The sequence below is a fragment of the Thermus sp. FJN-A genome (genome assembly GCF_054655095.1).
Genome location: NZ_BAAHSC010000174.1, coordinates 14,268 through 30,443, shown reverse-complemented (window position 1 = coordinate 30,443; position 16,176 = coordinate 14,268). Strand labels below are relative to the sequence as shown.

The 16,176-nt window shown below is 69.2% G+C and carries 18 protein-coding genes; 10 read left to right on the top strand and 8 right to left on the bottom strand.

Going from position 1 to position 16,176, the window contains the following annotated elements; all coding sequences use genetic code 11:
- Position 1 precedes the first annotated feature (1 nt).
- From ACYQ0J_RS05725 to ACYQ0J_RS05690, 8 genes are all read left to right on the top strand, one after another.
- Positions 2 to 901, top strand: a complete 900-nt coding sequence (locus tag ACYQ0J_RS05725) for a quinate 5-dehydrogenase (protein WP_460171218.1) — start codon at positions 2 to 4, stop codon at positions 899 to 901.
- An 8-nt stretch (positions 902 to 909) separates the two neighbouring features.
- Positions 910 to 1,464: an elongation factor P gene (efp, locus tag ACYQ0J_RS05720; protein WP_460171217.1), complete on the top strand. Its 555-nt coding sequence runs from the start codon at positions 910 to 912 to the stop codon at positions 1,462 to 1,464.
- A 95-nt stretch (positions 1,465 to 1,559) separates the two neighbouring features.
- Positions 1,560 to 2,057 carry an acetyl-CoA carboxylase biotin carboxyl carrier protein gene (gene accB / locus ACYQ0J_RS05715; protein WP_460171216.1) on the top strand — a complete coding sequence of 166 codons (498 nt, stop codon included), beginning with the start codon at positions 1,560 to 1,562 and terminating at the stop codon, positions 2,055 to 2,057.
- The gene (gene accC / locus ACYQ0J_RS05710; protein WP_460171215.1) at positions 2,054 to 3,391 is read left to right on the top strand and encodes an acetyl-CoA carboxylase biotin carboxylase subunit; all 1,338 of its coding nucleotides are present in this window, start codon (positions 2,054 to 2,056) and stop codon (positions 3,389 to 3,391) included. Before accB ends, accC begins: the two co-directional genes overlap by 4 nt.
- 12 nt (positions 3,392 to 3,403) lie before the next feature.
- Entirely contained in the window at positions 3,404 to 3,742 is a 339-nt protein-coding gene (locus ACYQ0J_RS05705) for an Asp23/Gls24 family envelope stress response protein (RefSeq protein ID WP_460171494.1), read from the top strand.
- Positions 3,726 to 4,181, top strand: a complete 456-nt coding sequence (gene nusB, locus ACYQ0J_RS05700) for a transcription antitermination factor NusB (RefSeq protein WP_460171214.1) — start codon at positions 3,726 to 3,728, stop codon at positions 4,179 to 4,181. Before ACYQ0J_RS05705 ends, nusB begins: the two co-directional genes overlap by 17 nt.
- 1 nt (position 4,182) lies before the next feature.
- Entirely contained in the window at positions 4,183 to 5,034 is an 852-nt protein-coding gene (locus ACYQ0J_RS05695; RefSeq protein ID WP_460171213.1) for a bifunctional 5,10-methylenetetrahydrofolate dehydrogenase/5,10-methenyltetrahydrofolate cyclohydrolase, read from the top strand.
- Positions 5,018 to 5,473: a divergent PAP2 family protein gene (locus ACYQ0J_RS05690; RefSeq protein ID WP_460171212.1), complete on the top strand. Its 456-nt coding sequence runs from the start codon at positions 5,018 to 5,020 to the stop codon at positions 5,471 to 5,473. Before ACYQ0J_RS05695 ends, ACYQ0J_RS05690 begins: the two co-directional genes overlap by 17 nt.
- Here ACYQ0J_RS05690 and ACYQ0J_RS05685 read toward each other — a convergent pair.
- Positions 5,452 to 5,652: a hypothetical protein gene (locus ACYQ0J_RS05685; RefSeq protein ID WP_460171211.1), complete on the bottom strand. Its 201-nt coding sequence runs from the start codon at positions 5,650 to 5,652 to the stop codon at positions 5,452 to 5,454. The genes ACYQ0J_RS05690 and ACYQ0J_RS05685 overlap by 22 nt on opposite strands.
- A gap of 74 nt (positions 5,653 to 5,726) precedes the next feature.
- Between ACYQ0J_RS05685 and ACYQ0J_RS05680 the strand changes: the two genes are divergently transcribed.
- Positions 5,727 to 7,712, top strand: coding sequence for a (Fe-S)-binding protein (locus tag ACYQ0J_RS05680; RefSeq protein WP_460171210.1), 1,986 nt, complete (start codon positions 5,727 to 5,729; stop codon positions 7,710 to 7,712).
- Here ACYQ0J_RS05680 and ACYQ0J_RS05675 read toward each other — a convergent pair.
- Genes ACYQ0J_RS05675 through ACYQ0J_RS05660 form a run of 4 tightly spaced genes read right to left on the bottom strand, consistent with a single transcriptional unit; the run spans position 7,702 to position 10,702 of the window.
- The gene (locus ACYQ0J_RS05675; protein WP_460171209.1) at positions 7,702 to 8,238 is read right to left on the bottom strand and encodes a methyltransferase domain-containing protein; all 537 of its coding nucleotides are present in this window, start codon (positions 8,236 to 8,238) and stop codon (positions 7,702 to 7,704) included. The two genes, ACYQ0J_RS05680 and ACYQ0J_RS05675, sit on opposite strands and share 11 nt — an antisense overlap.
- Positions 8,231 to 8,905: a TerC family protein gene (locus tag ACYQ0J_RS05670; protein WP_460171208.1), complete on the bottom strand. Its 675-nt coding sequence runs from the start codon at positions 8,903 to 8,905 to the stop codon at positions 8,231 to 8,233. Before ACYQ0J_RS05670 ends, ACYQ0J_RS05675 begins: the two co-directional genes overlap by 8 nt.
- Entirely contained in the window at positions 8,902 to 9,840 is a 939-nt protein-coding gene (locus tag ACYQ0J_RS05665; RefSeq protein ID WP_460171207.1) for an alpha/beta hydrolase-fold protein, read from the bottom strand. Before ACYQ0J_RS05665 ends, ACYQ0J_RS05670 begins: the two co-directional genes overlap by 4 nt.
- A gap of 34 nt (positions 9,841 to 9,874) precedes the next feature.
- Positions 9,875 to 10,702, bottom strand: a complete 828-nt coding sequence (locus ACYQ0J_RS05660) for a DUF1517 domain-containing protein (RefSeq protein ID WP_460171206.1) — start codon at positions 10,700 to 10,702, stop codon at positions 9,875 to 9,877.
- Between the two features lie 111 nt (positions 10,703 to 10,813).
- Between ACYQ0J_RS05660 and lon the strand changes: the two genes are divergently transcribed.
- Entirely contained in the window at positions 10,814 to 13,234 is a 2,421-nt protein-coding gene (gene lon, locus ACYQ0J_RS05655; RefSeq protein WP_460171205.1) for an endopeptidase La, read from the top strand.
- A gap of 19 nt (positions 13,235 to 13,253) precedes the next feature.
- Here lon and bshA read toward each other — a convergent pair whose 3' ends face one another.
- Genes bshA through ACYQ0J_RS05640 form a run of 3 tightly spaced genes read right to left on the bottom strand, consistent with a single transcriptional unit; the run spans position 13,254 to position 16,128 of the window.
- On the bottom strand, positions 13,254 to 14,351 hold the full coding sequence (bshA, locus tag ACYQ0J_RS05650; protein ID WP_460171204.1) for an N-acetyl-alpha-D-glucosaminyl L-malate synthase BshA: 1,098 nt from the start codon (positions 14,349 to 14,351) through the stop codon (positions 13,254 to 13,256).
- A 50-nt stretch (positions 14,352 to 14,401) separates the two neighbouring features.
- Complete coding sequence (locus ACYQ0J_RS05645; protein ID WP_460171203.1) at positions 14,402 to 15,508, bottom strand: LptF/LptG family permease; 1,107 nt, start codon at positions 15,506 to 15,508, stop codon at positions 14,402 to 14,404.
- Positions 15,505 to 16,128: a hypothetical protein gene (locus ACYQ0J_RS05640; RefSeq protein ID WP_460171202.1), complete on the bottom strand. Its 624-nt coding sequence runs from the start codon at positions 16,126 to 16,128 to the stop codon at positions 15,505 to 15,507. The genes ACYQ0J_RS05645 and ACYQ0J_RS05640 overlap by 4 nt, the downstream gene beginning before the upstream one ends.
- Positions 16,129 to 16,176: the final 48 nt, after the last annotated feature.

The following is a 16,176-nucleotide window of genomic DNA, read 5'->3' as shown; positions in this document are numbered from 1 at the left end:
CGTGGCCAAGCGCGTGGTTTCCGTTTCCCTGGGGGCGAGCCGCCGGGACTCCGTGGCCGAGGTGGAGCTCTTGGGGGAAAAGGTGGTCCTGGAGCGGCGGGGCACGGACGGGGATTTCCAGAGGGCCCTTTGTCTCATCGCCGAGCTGGACGGGAAGGTGGACGCCATCGGCCTGGGGGGGATAGACCTCTACCTCTGGGCCGGGGGCAGGCGGTACACCATTCGCGATGCCAAAAGGCTCAGGGAGGCCGCCAAGAAGACCCCGGTGGTGGACGGCTCGGGCCTCAAGCACACCCTGGAGCGGCGGGCGGTGGCCGAGCTGGCCGGGCAAATAGACTGGAAACACACCAAAGTGCTCCTGCCCTCGGCGGTGGACCGCTTCGGGCTGGCGGAGGCCCTGGCGGAGGCCGGGGCCAAGGTGCTCTACGGGGACTTCATCTTCGCCCTGGGGCTCCCCATTCCCCTTTACTCCCTCTCCTTTTTGCAGAAGCTCGCTTATGTCCTCCTGCCCCTCCTCACGCAACTTCCCTTCCAGCTCCTCTACCCCACGGGAAAGGAGCAGGAAACGCGGGTGGTGGACTGGCGGAGCCGCTACTACGCCTGGGCGGACCTGGTGGCGGGGGACTGGCACTACCTGCGCCGGTACATGCCCGAGGACATGCGGGGGAAGACAGTCCTCACCAACACCACCACCCTCGAGGACGTGGCCTTCCTGAAGGCGCGGGGGGTGCGAAGGCTCATCACCACCACCCCCCGCTTAAACGGGCGGAGCTTCGGCACCAACGTGATGGAGGCCCTTCTGGTGGCCCTGGCGGGGCGGGAGCTTGGGGAAGAGGAGTACCTCCGGTATATTGACCTCCTAGGGCTTAGGCCCCAGGTCCTGGACCTAGAGGAGAACTAGGAGGAAGCATGATCAGCGTGACGGATCTTCGGCCCGGCACCAAGGTGAAGATGGAAGGCGGCCTGTGGGAGTGCGTGGAGTACCAGCACCAGAAGATCGGCCGCGGCGGGGCCAAGGTGGTGGCCAAGTTCAAGAACCTGGAAACCGGGGCCACCATCGAGCGCACCTTCAACTCCGGGGAGAAGCTGGAGGACATCTACGTGGAGACCCGGGAGCTCCAGTACCTCTACCCGGAGGGGGAGGAGATGGTCTTCATGGACCTGGAGACCTACGAGCAGTTCGCCGTGCCCCGCTCCCGGGTGGTGGGGGCGGAGTTCTTCAAGGAGGGCATGACCGCCCTCGGGGACATGTATGAGGGGCAGCCCATCAAGGTGACCCCGCCGACCGTGGTGGAGCTCAAGGTGGTGGACACGCCCCCGGGCGTGCGGGGGGACACGGTCTCCGGGGGGTCCAAGCCCGCCACCCTGGAGACGGGGGCCGTGGTCCAGGTGCCCCTGTTCGTGGAACCCGGAGAGGTCATCAAGGTGGACACCCGGACCGGCGAGTACGTGGGCCGGGCCTAGGCCGCCCGAGGGGGGCGCTCCCTTTACGGGATTTTGACGCGGTGCAGAAATCCGTAAGGGGTGTATGGGGTAAGCTTTACCCGCGAGGTGCACCGATGACGCCGAAGGAGCTGAAGCAGATCCTGCAAGCCTTGGTGGAGCACGGGGTGAACGAGCTCACCCTAGAGACCCCGGACTACAAGCTCACCGTGCGGCGGGGCGGGGAGGTGCAGGTGGTGGGCGTCCCCCAGGTCCAGGCCCCCGTGCTTGTGCCCCCCCCGGAGGTGCCGGCCCCGACCCCGCCCGCGCCGGCGGCCCCGGCGGCGGAGCCCCAGCCCCAGGCCAAGGCGGAGCCCCAGGACGACTGCCCGGGGTGCGTGGAGGTCCGGGCCCCCATCGTGGGCACCTTCTACCGGGCCCCGGCCCCGGACGCCCCCCCCTACGTAAAGGAGGGGGACCGGGTGGAGAAGGGGCAGGTCCTCTGCATCATCGAGGCCATGAAGCTCATGAACGAGATTGAGTCCGAGGTCTCCGGGATCGTCCGGAAGATCCTGGTGCAAAACGGGGAGCCCGTGGAGTACGGGCAGCCCCTCTTCCTGATCCAGCCGGTATGAGGAAGGTTCTCATCGCCAACCGGGGCGAGATCGCCTTGAGGATCATCCGGGCGGCCAAGGAGCTCGGCATCAAGACGGTGGTGGCCCACTCCACCGCCGACGAGAAGAGCCTGCCCGTGCTCTTGGCGGACGAGGCCATCTGCATCGGCCCCCCTCCTTCGGGCCAAAGCTACCTCAACATCCCCAGCCTGCTCTCCGCCGCCATCGTGACGGGGGCCGACGCCATCCACCCGGGCTACGGCTTCCTGGCGGAAAACGCCACCTTCGCGGAGATGTGCCGGGAGCACGGGATCACCTTCATCGGTCCCACCCCGGAGAACATGCGGGCCCTGGGGGACAAGGCCACCGCCAGGAAGGTGGCCCGCGAGGCGGGGGTGCCCACGGTCCCCGGCACCGACGAGCTCACCAGTGTGGAGGAGGCCAAGCGGGCCGCCCTGGAGATCGGGTACCCCGTGATCCTCAAGGCCTCCGCCGGGGGGGGTGGCCGGGGGATGCGGCTGGTGCACACGGAGGAGGAGCTGGAAAGGGCCATCCAGCAGGCCCAGGAGGAGGCCCGGGTCGCCTTCGGCAACCCGGCGGTGTACCTGGAAAAGTACATCGAGGAGCCCAAGCACATCGAGATCCAGGTCCTGGGGGACGGGGAGAACGTCATTCACCTCTGGGAGCGGGACTGCTCCATCCAGCGCCGCCACCAGAAGCTTCTGGAGGAGGCCCCAAGCGTCCTTCCCTTAGAGACCCGAAAGGCCATCGCCGAGGCCGCCGCCCGGCTGGCCCGGAACGTGGGGTACGTCTCCGCGGGCACCCTGGAGTTCCTGGTGGACAAGGAGGGGAACTTCTATTTCATCGAGATGAACACCCGCATCCAGGTGGAGCACCCCGTCACCGAGATGGTCACCGGCATTGACCTGGTCCAGGCCCAGTTCCGCATCGCCCGAGGGGAGAAGCTTTGGCTCAAGCAGGAGGACGTGGAGGTCCGGGGGCACGCCCTGGAGGTGCGCATCAACGCCGAGGACCCCGAGAAGGGCTTTAGGCCCGCCATCGGCAAGGTGGAGACCCTCCTTTTCCCCGGGGGGCCCGGGATCCGGGTGGACAGCCACCTCTACCCGGGCTACCAGATCCCGCCCCACTACGACAGCCTCATCGCCAAGATCATCGCCTGGGCCCCCAGCCGGGAGGAGGCCATAAGGCGCATGGAGCGCGCCTTGGCCGAGACCCTCATCGAGGGGCCTGGCCTCAAGACCACCATCCCCTTCCACCAGAAGGTGCTCCACAACGCCTTCTTCCGCCGGGGGGCCGTCTACACCAACTTCGTGGCCCGGCGCATGGAGATGTAGACTGGGCGTGTGATGGTGGAGTACGAGATCAGCGACCAGGCCCTCGAGGGCCTCGTGGCCCACGCCCTGGAGGGCCTCGAGGGGGTCAGGCTCCTGGAGCACGCCCCCCGCTCCCTGGGGGAGGTCTTCCGCCGCCTCAAGCCCGTGAAGGTGGAGCGCTCCCCCGAGGGGTTGGCCGTGGACCTGGTGCTTTCCGTGGACTACGGGGTGGTCATCCCCGAGCTGGCCCAGGCGGTGCAGAAGGCGGTGGCCGAGGCCCTCTTCCTCGCCACGGGGGAGAAGGTGCGGGCGGTCAACCTCACCGTGGCCCAGGTGGAGTACCGCAAGGAGGCCCATGCTCAGGCGGGCTAGGGAGCTGGCCATGCGGGCCCTCTTCGCCCACACCCAGGGCGGGGTGGACCTGGAGGAGGCCCTGAAGCACGCCCTGGAGGAGATGGGCGGGGAGGACGAGCCCTACGGCGAGGCCCTGGACCAGGAGGGGGTGGCCTTCGCCCGGAGGCTCCTTGCGGGCTACAAGGCCCACCAGGAGGAGGTGGACCGCCTCCTGAGGGAGACCGTGGAGGGCTGGGACTTCGCCCAGATGTCCAAGACCGACCTCACCGTCTTGCGCCTGGCGGTGTACGAGATGCTCTACGAGCCCACCCCCTTCGCCCCCCTTATTGAGGTGGCGGTGAAGATCGCCAACCGCTACGGGGGCGAGCACTCCGGGGCCTTCGTGAACGGGGTCCTGGGCCGCCTCTACCGGCGGATCCAGGAGGGGGAGCTTAAGACCATGCCCAAGGAGGGGTGAGATGACCCTTGCCCGTACCCTTTCCGGCCACGAGGTGGCGGAGGCCGTGTACCAGGAGCTCCGCCAGACCCTCGAGACCCTGCCCTTCGTGCCCTCCTTGAGGGTGATCCGCCTGGGGGAGGACCCCGCCTCGGTGTCCTACGTGCGCCTCAAGGACAAGCGGGCCCGGGAGCTGGGCCTTAGGAGCCAGGTGGAGGTCTACCCCGAGGACTTCCCGGAGGAGGCCCTCCTCCGGCGCATCCAGGAACTCAACCAGGACCCCGAGGTGGACGGGATCCTGGTCCAGCTCCCCCTTCCCCAGGGGGTCCGCGCCGAGCGCATCCTGGAGGCCATCTCCCCCTTGAAGGACGTGGACGGGTTTCACCCGGTGAACGTGGGCAGGCTTTGGAGCGGGGGCGAGGGGCTTTTCCCCTGCACCCCCCTGGGGGTGGTCCGCCTCCTCAAGCACTACGGGGTGGGGCTCAAGGGCAAGGAGGTGGTGGTGATCGGCCGCTCCAACATCGTGGGCAAGCCCCTGGCGGGGCTCCTCCTGCGGGAGGACGCCACGGTGACCGTAGCCCACTCCAAGACCCAGGACCTGCCCGCGGTGGCCCGGCGGGCGGAGGTGCTGGTGGTGGCGGTGGGCCGCCCCCACCTGGTGCGGAAGGAGTGGGTGCGCCCCGGGGCCATCGTGGTGGACGTGGGGGTGAACCGGGTGGAGGGGCGGCTTTTGGGAGACGTGCACCCCGAGGTGGCGGAGGTGGCCTCCGCCCTCACCCCGGTCCCCGGGGGGGTGGGGCCCATGACCGTGGCCATGCTCATGGCCAACACCGTGCGGGCGGCCCTCCTCAGGCGGCATGGAGCTCCTCGCTAACCAGGTCTTCTGGACCGCCATCCTGGCCAACTTCCTGGCCCAGACCCTGAAGCTTTTCCTCTACTACCTCCTGGAGGGCCGGTTCCAGTGGGAGCGCTTCTTGGAAACGGGCGGGATGCCCAGCTCCCACTCCGCCACGGTGAGCGCCCTGGCCATGGCGGTGGGGTTCCAGGAGGGCTTCGGGAGCGCCCTCTTCGCCGTGGCCGCGGTCTTGGCCCTCATCGTCATGTACGACGCCACCGGGATCCGCCGGGCGGCCGGGCTTCACGCCCAGCTCCTGAACCAGCTGGTCCAGGAGCTTCAGCAGGTCCTGGAGAAGGGGCCCGCCCCGGAGCCCTTGAAGGAACTCCTGGGCCACACCTACCTGGAGGTGCTGGTGGGGGCGCTCCTGGGGGCTTTCGTGGCCTGGCTCAGCTTTCACCTCTTCCCTGCGGCGTAGAAGGCCAGGGTCTGCCCCACCAGGAAGACCAAGAGCCCCAGGGCCGGGGCGAGGAAGAAGGCGAAGAGGCTCACGAAGAGGACCAGGACCAGGGGGAGGAGGGGCTTCTTGAAGCGGTGGAAGACCCAGAGGTTCAGGAGGCCGAAGAGGAGGAGGAGGGCCAGGGCTACGCTTTCCACGGGGCTCCATTGTACGCTCTTGCCAGGTGGGGGGAATAGGGTAAACTTTTACCGAGTATAAGGAGGGCGGTTTCATGCTGACCCTGACCGAGAAAATCCTCTTTATCCTGCTGGCCTCGGCAAGCCTCTACTACGCCTACACCGGCTTCCGGCGGGTCTATCTGGCCATCCGGCGGGGAAGGCCGGAGGCGCGGTTTGACCGCTTGCCGGAGCGTATCGGGCGGGCGGTCTGGCTCACCCTCACCCAGCAGACGGTCTTCAAACGGCGGCCTTTGGTCTCCCTCCTCCACGCCTTCGTCTTCTACGGCTTCGTCTACTACCTGCTGGTCAACCTGGTGGACCTCCTGGAGGGGTACTTCCCCCTGCACGCCCGGGGGGGGCTTTGGGACCCCTACAACCTCGTGGCCGACCTCCTCACCGCCGCCATCCTGGTGGGCATCCTGGGCCTCATGGCGCGCCGCTACCTGGTGGCCCCCCGGGACTTCACCTGGAACCCCCAGGTGCCCCTGCACGAGGAGGCCCGGAAGGGCATCGCCCGGGACTCGGCCATCGTGGGGGCCTTCATCACCTTCCACGTGGGTAGCCGCCTCCTCTCCAAGGCCTTCCAGCTGGCCCAGGAGGGCCCGGACCCCTTCCAGCCCGTGGCGAGCGCCCTGGCCGGGGCCATCTCCGGGCTTTCCCCTTTTGCCCTCACCCTTGGGGCCCACTTCTTCTGGTGGGGAGCCTTGGGCTCCATCCTCCTCTTCCTCCCCTACTTCCCCCGCTCCAAGCATATCCACCTCCTCATGGCCCCCATCAACCTGGCCTTCCGCCAGGAGGTGCCGGGGGCCCTGGCGCCCCTGGACTTTGAGAAGGAGGAGGAGAAGTACGGGGCGGAAAAGCTTGAGGACCTCTCCTGGAAGCGCCTTTTGGACGCCTACGCCTGCATCATGTGCAACCGCTGCCAGGAGGCCTGCCCCGCCTACACCACGGGGAAGGCCCTAAGCCCCGCGGCCATCCTCATCTCCGAGCGCTACGAGCTGAACGCTATCCTCCCTGGGTTCGCCGCCGGGAAGGAGAGCCCCAGGCCCCTCATGGACTTCGCCCTGAACGAGGAGGCCCTTTGGGCCTGCACCACCTGTCTGGCCTGCGTGGAGGTCTGCCCCGTGGGCAACGAGCAGATGCTCCACATCCTGGACGTGCGCCGGGCCAAGGTGCTCATGGAAGGGGAGTTCCCCCAGGAGCTCAACAACGCCTTCCGGGGCATGGAGCGCTCCGGGAACCCCTGGGGCATCGGGCAGGACAAGCGCTTGGACTGGGCGGAGGGGCTTGACGTCCCCACGGTGGAGGAAAAGCCCCACCCCGAGGTGCTCTACTGGGTGGGGTGCGCCCCAAGCTACGACCCCAGGGCGCAGAAGATCGCCCGGAGCATGGTGCAGATCCTGAACGCCAGCGGGGTGGACTGGGCCGTTTTGGGCCGGAGGGAAAAGTGCACGGGGGACGCGGCCAGGCGCGCGGGCAACGAGTACCTCTTTTTCCAGCTGGCCACGGAGAACGTGGAAACCCTAAACCAGGTGGCCCCCAAGACCATCGTCACCACCTGCCCCCACTGCCTCCACACCCTGAAGAACGAGTACAAGGACTTTGGCGGCCACTACCGGGTGGTGCACCACGCGGAGTTCATCGCCGAACTCCTGCGCCAGGGCCAGATCCGGGTGGAGGAGGAGACCCGCAAGGTGGTCTTCCACGACCCCTGCTACCTGGGCCGCCACAACGGGGTCTACGAGGCCCCGAGGGAGGTGCTCAAGGGGGTGGGCCTCGTCCTCACCGAGCCTCCCCGGAGCCGGGAGAGGAGCTTCTGCTGCGGGGCGGGCGGGGCCCAGTTCTGGAAGGAGGAGGAGCCCGGGGCCATGCGGGTCTCGGAGAACCGCTACCAGGAGCTCAAGGGCACCGGGGCCGAGATCATCGCCACCGGCTGCCCCTTCTGCATGGCCATGATGAACGTGGAAACCGCCCAGGACGAGGCCCACCCCGAGGTCTTGGACCTGGCGGAGCTGGTGGCCAAGGGCCTCAGGGCTTGACGTAGACGGCGAAGGCCCGGTACCCCCCCGTCCACCCCTCCCCGAAGGCGCGCAAGCGGAGGCCTGGGGGAGGAGTTAAGAGCTCGTAGGGTTCCCAGTAGAAGGGGCTTTCCCCCCTTCCCCGCCGCGCGGCCTCCCTCCGGGTGAAGCCCTCCACCAGGAGGAGGCCTTGGGGGGCGAGGAGGGGAGGCAGGGCCTGGAGGAGGGGCCGGTTCACGTAGTAGCTCAGGAGGGCGAGGGCGAAGGGGCCCTGGGGCAGGCGGGCGAGGGCGCCTTCGGCCTCGAGGTCCAGCTCCAGGAGAGAAAGCCCTGGGGTCCCCCGGAGTCTCTTCAGGGCCTCCCGGCTCTTCTCCACCAGGACCACGGGATGGCCCCGCCCCAGGAAGTAGCGGGCGTTCCGCCCCAGGCCCCCCGCCAGGTCCAGCACCGGCCCCGGGGGGGCGAAGGGGCCGTAGGCCCGCACCACCCAGGCGGGCTCCTGCGCCCCTGGGGTTTCCCGGTAAAAGGCGTCCCAGTCCCTAGGCATGCTTCCGCACGGAGAGGAGGCTTCCCCCCACCAGGATGAGGAGGGTGACGCCCCAGAAGACCTCCTTGGGGAGGTGCAGGGCCAGGTCGGCGCGGTGGAGGAGGTGGGCCAGGGTGCTTTCCCCCTCCAGGAGGAGCTTGACCCCGGCCCAGCCCACCAGGGCGTAGGCCACCTTTTCCAGGCCGGGGTGGCGCTCCATCACCCCCACCACGTAGCCCGCCGCCAGGCGGATGAAGAGGATGCCCAAGGCCACCCCCAGGAAGACCAGGAGGAGGTCCTTGGAGAAGGCCACCACCGCCAGGATGGAGTCCACGGCGAAGGCCAGGTCCACCAGGTTGATGAGGAGGACCACCCGCCAGAACTCCCGGGCCGTGGCCTGGGGCAGGGGTTTGGCCTCGGGGTGGTCGCGGAAGTGCTGCACCATGAGGTGGAGGAGGTAAAGCCCCCCCAGGACCTGCACCCACCAGAGCCGGATCACGTAGACGGCGAAGAGGAGGGCGAGGCCCCGCAGGAGGTAAGCCCCCAGGATGCCGTAGAAGAGGGCCCTGCGCCTCAGCTCCGGGGACAGGGGCTTCACCATCACCGCCAGGACCAGGGCGTTGTCCCCCGAGAGGAGGGCCTCGAGGGCCGCCACGGAGAGGAGCACGAGGAGCGTCTCGGCGCTCATGCCTTCCCCAAGAGGTAGCGGAGCCCGGGGGCCAGGGCCTGCTTCCAGGTGACCCAGTTGTGCCCCGAGGGCCTTTCCCGGTAGGCGTGGGGGGCCTTCCGATCGGCGAGGAGGGCGGCGAAGCGGCGGTTGGGGCCCAGGAGCCATTCCAGGAGGCCCACCTCCAGGTACACCCTGGGGAGGACCTCGGCCTCGGCGTAGCGGTCCGTGAGCCACTCCTCGTCCCTGTAGGCGTCCTTCCCCCCGGGGTGGGCCTTGAGGGCGGGGGAGAGGGCGAGGACCTTGGGAAAGCGGTCCGGGTGCCTCCAGGCCTGCCACAGGGAGAAAAGTCCCCCCAAGGAGGCCCCCACCAGCACCACCTCCCCCAGGGAGCCGTAGGCCCCTTCCACCTGGGCCAAGACCCGGTGGAACTCCGCCTCGTAGGCCTCCGAGAAGCGGTACTCGGCGCTTCGGTCCAGGGGCTCCACGAAGACCAGGCGCACGGGGGGAATCTCCCCCCGCTCTGAGAGGGCCTGGGCTACCCGGTGGAGAGAGGCGGTGCGGTAGAAGGCCACCCCGTCCTGGGCCACCAGGGTGGCCGCTGGGGAGGGCCCCGTCTCCGCCACGTAAAAGCGCCGCTCCCCCAGGCGGTGCCGGGCCACCTTGGGCTCCTCCTTGGGCTCGGGGGGCGCCTCGTAGCGGAAGCCGGGAAGCCTGATGGCCCTGGGGTAGGTCCACCAGGGGTTGTCCGCCTTCTCCGGGTTGTCGGGATCGGGAAAGGGCCTTCCCCCCTCGTCCAGGAAGGCGTACTCCACGTAGGCCCCCTCGGGGAACTCCAGGGTGAGGGGGCCCTCGAGGGGGATGGGGTTCCGTTCCCAGTCGGTGAAGTCCCCGATGAGGGCGGTGGCGCCCCGGGGGGGAAGAAAGGTCACGGTGCGCGGGCCTACCCGTACCACGGCCCTACTCTACCCAAGGGGGGCCGCACGCGGGTCAAATCTTCTCCAGCTCCGGATAGAGGAGGAGAAGCTCCTCCTCCGTGAGGGCCTCCCCCTCCCGCTCCGGCGTCCAGGCCAGGTAGGCGGCGAGGAGGGTGTAGGGGCTGGAGCCCGCCAGCTCCAGGAGGGCTTCCCGCACCCTGCCCCGGGTCAGGGGGGCCTTGGGGGTGAGGAGGCGGCGCTCCGCCAGGAGGAGGCTCACCACCAGGTACCGCCCCCCGGGTTCCACCTGGGCCCGGTAGCCCGCGTCCTCCTGCTTCTTCCCCTCGAAGTGGCGGAAGGTTTCCTGGTACTTGCTCCGCGCCTCCACCATCCAGGCGTCGAAGCGGGCCAGCACCTCCTCCTCTGGGCCCGCCTCTACCCGGTAGCCGGCGAAGCGCCATGCGGGCTCTTCCCGCAAGAGCAAAAGCACCGCCTCGTCCACCAGGTCGGCCAGGCCCTTGGCGGAGGTGGTCTCCGCCTCCTCCGCCAGGCGCCTCAGGGCCCGCTGCACCTTGGGGCCCGCCAGCAGGGCCAGGTGGAGCTGGGCTAGGCTGGCCTGGGCCCCTTCCCCCGCCTGGCGCAGGCCCCGCACCATGAAGACCGCCAGGGCCACCAGGCCGAAGAAGACCAGGACGGGTACAATACCGAGGCTCCCCCCGCCCCCCGGGTAGACCACCACCGGGCCGGGGTACGGGGGCACCGGGGCGGGCAGGGTGGGGGAGGGGCCTGGGGACATGGGGGGAGGGCTTGGGCTATAGGGCCTTCCCCCCACGCCGCCCCCGCTCTTCTGGGCCAGGGCTAGGGAAAATCCCAGGAGGAAGAGGAGGAGGAGGCGGCGCATGGCCCCCAGCATACGCCAGGGCCGGGGGCCTTTGCGCTAAAACGTACTTTGCAGTAAACTTGACACAGGTAGGCTTAGGCTATGGACGCAAGAGGCGAAAGGAGGGAATCCATGCTACCGGCAACCTTGCCCGTCTGCCCCGTGAGGGGGTCGGTCATCTACCCCACCATGGTCATGCCCATCGATGCGGGCCGGCCCATCTCCATCCGGGCCATCGACGAGGCCCTGGCGCGGGAGCGGGTGCTTCTCATCGTGAGCCAGAAGGACAAGGAGGTGGAGGTGCCCAAGCCCTCGGACCTCTACGAGGTGGGCACCGCCTGCAACATCCTGAAGATGCGCAAGAACCCGGACGGCTCGGTCCAGGTGCTGGTCCAGGCCTTCGCCCGGGTGCGGGTCAAGGAGTGGCTGGACCTGGGGGACCACCTCGAGGCCCATGGGGAGGTGCTGGCGGACGAGCCTTCCGACCCCACCTTGGTGAAGGCCCTGGTGCGGGAGGTCAAGGACAAGTTCCAGGCCCTCCTCAAGGAGGGGAAATACCTGGCCCCCGAGGTGGTCCAGTTCGTCCTCAACCTGGAGGACCCCTCGCAGCTCGCGGACTACGTGGCCTTCCACATGGACTTCCGCCTGGAGGACAAGCAGCGGGTCCTGGAGACCGCGGAGGTGGCCGAGCGCTTGAAGCGGGTGCTCGTCCTCCTGCAGGCGGAGCTGGACCTCCTGGAGACGCAGAAGCGCATCCAGCAGCAGGTGAAGGAGGAGATCGACCGCAACCAGCGGGAGTACTTCCTGCGCGAGCAGATGAAGGCCATCCAGCGGGAGCTCCACGGGGAGGAGGGGGCGGAGGAGGTGGAGGAGTTCCGCAGGCGGGTGGAGGCCTTGGACCTGCCCCCCGTGGTGCGCCAGGAGGTGGAGCGGGAGCTCAACCGCTTCGCCCGCATGCACCCGGACTCCGCCGAGGCCAGCGTGATCCGCACCTACCTGGACTGGATCGTCAACCTCCCCTGGAACAAGCGCACCGAGGACAACCTGGACCTGGGGCGGGCCAAGGAGATCCTGGAGAGGGACCACTACGGCCTGGAGAAGGTGAAGGACCGGGTGCTGGAGTTCTTGGCGGTGCGCAAGCTAAAGGCGGAAAGGGCCAGGCGGGGGGAGATCCCGGCCGAGGAGGTGAACAAGGGCCCCATCCTCCTCTTCGTGGGGCCGCCCGGGGTGGGGAAGACCTCCATCGCCAAGAGCATCGCCGAGGCCTTGGGGCGGAAGTATGTGCGCATCTCCCTGGGCGGGGTGCGGGACGAGTCGGACATTCGGGGCCACCGGCGCACCTACATCGGGGCCATGCCCGGGCGCATCATCCAGGGCCTCAGGCAGGCGGGCACCAAGAACCCCGTCTTCCTCCTGGACGAGGTGGACAAGCTGGGCATCTCCTACCAGGGGGACCCGGCGGCGGCCCTCCTGGAGGTCCTGGACCCCGCCCAGAACAAGGAGTTCGTGGACCACTACCTGGGCGTGCCCTTTGACCTCAGTGAGGTGATGTTCATCTGCACCGCCAACTTCCCCCAGAGCATTCCCGCCCCCCTTTGGGACCGGATGGAGGCCATCGAGTTCACCAGCTACATCGAGCAGGAGAAGCTGGAGATCGCCAAGCGCTACCTCCTGCCCCGGCAGATGCGGGAGACGGGGCTCGCCGAGGGCCAGGTGGTGGTGACGGAGGCCGCCCTCATGCGTCTCATCACCCACTACACCCGGGAGGCGGGGGTGCGGCAGCTGGAGCGGGAGATCGGGGCGCTTCTCCGCAAGGCGGCGCGGCAGATCCTGGAGGAGGGGAGGAAGCGGGTGCGCATCACGGAGAAGGACCTGGAGCGCTACCTGGGCCCGCCCCGCTTCCTCCCCGAGACCGAGGCCCGGGAGCCCCAGGTGGGGGTGGCCACGGGCATGTACTACACCCCCGTGGGGGGGGACATCATGTTCGTGGAGGTGACGGTGATGCCCGGCAAGGGCAACCTCATCCTCACGGGGCAGCTCGGGGACGTGATGAAGGAGTCGGCCCGGGCCGCCCTCTCCTACGCCAAGAAGAACGCCCTGCGCTTTGGCATTCCCTTGGAGCGCTTTGAGCAGTCCGACATCCACATCCACGTGCCCGCGGGGGCCATCCCCAAGGAGGGGCCGAGCGCGGGCGTGGCCATCGTGAGCGCCCTGGTCTCCGCCCTCACCGAGGTGCCCGTGCGCCACGACATCGCCATGACCGGGGAGATCACCCTCACGGGCCGGGTTCTCCCCATCGGCGGGGTGAAGGAGAAGGTCCTGGGGGCGAGGCGGGCCGGGATCCGGGAGGTGATCCTGCCCAAGCCCAACGAGCCCGACCTCACGGACATCCCCAAGCCCCTGCGCCAGAACATGACCTTCCACTTCGTGGAGCACCTGGACCAGGTGCTGGACCTGGCCCTGGTGGGGGGCATGCGGGCCCTCGAGGCCCGCGCCGAGAAGGCCAAGCGGCCCCCCAGGAAGCCCCGCAAGGAAGTGGTGGCCCACGCCTGAGGCCACCCCGTGCCGTGGCCTAGCCCCCTAGGGCGGCCTCGTACACCTCCAGGTACTGCCCGGTGATCCGGTCGGGGTGGAACTCCGCCACCGCGTATTCCCGGGCCCTTTGCCGCATCCTTTCTAGCCCCGGGCTAGCGAGGAGTTCCAGGATGGCCTCCGCGTAGCCCTCCAGGTCCCCGAGCTCCACCAGGCGGCCCACCTCGGGCCGCACCAGCTCGGGGACCCCGCCCACCGCCGTGGCCACCACCGGCACCCCCGAGGCCAGGGCCTCGAGGGCCGCCTGGCCGAAGGACTCCTCCTCCGAGGCCAGGAGGAAGAGGTCCGCCGCCCCCAGGACCTCCTCGGGGTGGGGGGTTGGGGGGTGGAAGGTGACCCAGCGGGCCACCCCCAGCTCCTCCGCCACCCGGCGGGCCTCGGCCTCCTCGGGGCCCTTGCCCAGGAGGAGGAGGCGGGCCTTGGCCTTCTTCCGCACCTTGGCGAAGGCCCGCACGATATCCGGAACCCGCTTGATGGGGCGGAAGTTGGAGGCGTGCACCAAAAGCCACTCCCCTTCCGCGGCGTAAAGGGGCTTCCGCTCGGGCCGGGGGCGAAAGCGCCCCGGGTCCACGGCGTTGTGGATGACCTGGGGGCGCACCCCGAAGGCCTTCTCCGCCTCCTTGGCCAGGGCGCGGCTCACCGCGGTGGTGGCCCGGGCCGCCCGGAGGGCCCTCTTGGTGGGCCCGTGGAAGGCGGGGTCCATCCCTAAGAGGGAGACGTCGGTCCCGTGGAGGGTGTGCACCAGGGGGAGGTCCTCCCCGAAGGCCAGGTAAGCGGCGGCCGCGTGGGGGATGGCGTAGTGGGTGTGCACCAGGTCCAGGCCCTTCTCCCTGGCCTCCCGCTCCAGGGTGCCCGCCAGGGAGAGGGTGTAGAGGGGCCCGGGGAAGACGGGGTAGAAGGGCAGGTCCACGGGCACGTAGACCACGGGGCTCCCCTTGGCCAGGCGGAAGGGCCTTTCCGTGGCGAAGAGGAAGACCCGGTGCCCCATGCGGGCCAGGCGGTCCGCCAGCTCCGTGGCCATGATGCCGCTTCCCCCGAGCCCGGGGTAGGCCACCAGGCCCAGGCGGAGGGCCCTCACGGCTTGCCCCCCCGGGGAAGGCCCAGGCCAGGCCGGGTCATGCCCCGAGTCTACCGCAGGGCCCTTAGCCCCAGGAACAGGAAGAGGAGGTCCGCCCCCCAGGCCCCAAGCTCGGGGGGAAGGGCCCCGATCCCCGCCAGGGAGCGCCCCAGGAAGAAGGCCCCGTAGTAGGCCAGGGCCAGGACCACGCTCATGCCCAGGGCAAGCCCGGTGCTCCGGCCATAGCGCAAGGCCATGGCCGCCGCGAGGAGGACCAGGACCAGGTTGGCCAGGGGCAGGGCCAGCTTGGAGTGGAACTCCAGCCTGGCCCGCCACTTGTCCAAGGGCGGCAGGAAGGGGTCCTTGAGCTTCTGCCAGGCCTGCGAAAGGCTATCCTGGCCGAAGCTGAAGGTGTCCGCGTAGTCGGCGATGGCCCGGGCCCGGGAGAGGTCGGACTCCACCTCCAGAAGCCTGCCCTGGCTCACGGCCCGGAAGACCTTCCGCACCTGGGCCAGGAGGTCTTCCGCCCCCTCGAGGCCCGGCACCTGGGCGAAGTCCACCCGGTAGAGGCGGTAGTCCTTGAGGGTGATGGCCTGCCCCTCCCAGCTCCCCCGCTTGGCGAAGAGGAAGGCGCCCTCTTCTCCCCGGAAGGCGGTGATCCGCACCCCCACCATCTCCTTGCTCTGCCAGTCGAAGTCCTCGAAGTAGAGGCTTTTCCCCTGGCCGATGGGGATCTCCTTGCGCACCAGGCGGTGCAGGCCCGCCCCTTGGGTGTGGATCTCGTCCCACCAGGCCACCCGCACCCGGTTGTTGGCCTCGGGGACCACGTACTCCTGGAGGTAGAGGGAGGCCAGGGAGAGGAGGCCTCCGAGCCAGAGGAGGGGCAGGGCCGCCCGCCACAGGGGAATCCCCCCGGAAAGGAGGGCGAACTGGGCCCCTTCCGCGGCCAGGCGCCCGAAGAGCAAGACGGTGGTGGTGACGAGGGCGATGGGGAAGACCTGGACCAAGACCCCGGGCACGTGGTAGCCGAGCCAGCGGAGGACCTTGGGGACGGGCACCCCCTCCAGCCACCTGGCCCCCGCGTAGAAGAAGCCGAAGAGGTAGACGGCGGTGAGGAAGAGGAGGGCGAGGAGGAGGAGGGGGAGGCCCTCCTTCAGGAGGTGGCGGTAGAGGGTCATGGGAGGCGCCGGGCGTACCCCTCGAGGCGGCCCGCCTGCGGCGGGAGCTTGGTGCTGGCCTGGACCTTGCCCCCCGCGAAGCGCAGGTAGAGCCTGGCCTGGGGACCCTGGCCCCTGAGGATGGCCTTGGCCTCCTGGTAGACGAAGCTCCCCAAGGCCAGGGCCTCCTGGGCCTTCAGGTCCACCACCAGGGTTTCCGCCTGGAGGCTTGGGCGCTCGGCCCGCACCCTCCCCTTGAGGACCACCACGTCCTCGGCGAAGAGGGCTAGCGCCCGCTCCGCCCGGAGGTTCTTGAAGTCCGCGTTGGCGAAGACCAGGCCGGTGAAGCGGGCCTCCTGCTTGGGGATGTCGTGCTCCAGGGTCTCGGCCAGGAAGGTCTCCCGCTCCGAGAGGAGCTCCACCCCCTTGGCCCTTACGAAGCTTCCCTCCTTGTATTCCACGTAGCTTCCCTTGAGGCGGAGGCCGTTCTCGTTATCCACGAGGAGCCCCCCTTGGGGAAGGGTGGTGACCCCGGTGTCCAGGTTGACCCGCTGGGAGCCAAAGGGCTCCACGCTGAAGGCGGCGAAGCGGGCGGCCAGGCCAAGCCCCAGGAGGAAGGCGAGGGTGAGGAAGCGCCCCATGGCCCCCACTTTACAGGGAATCCCTGAGACCCGTCTTAGCCCAAGCTT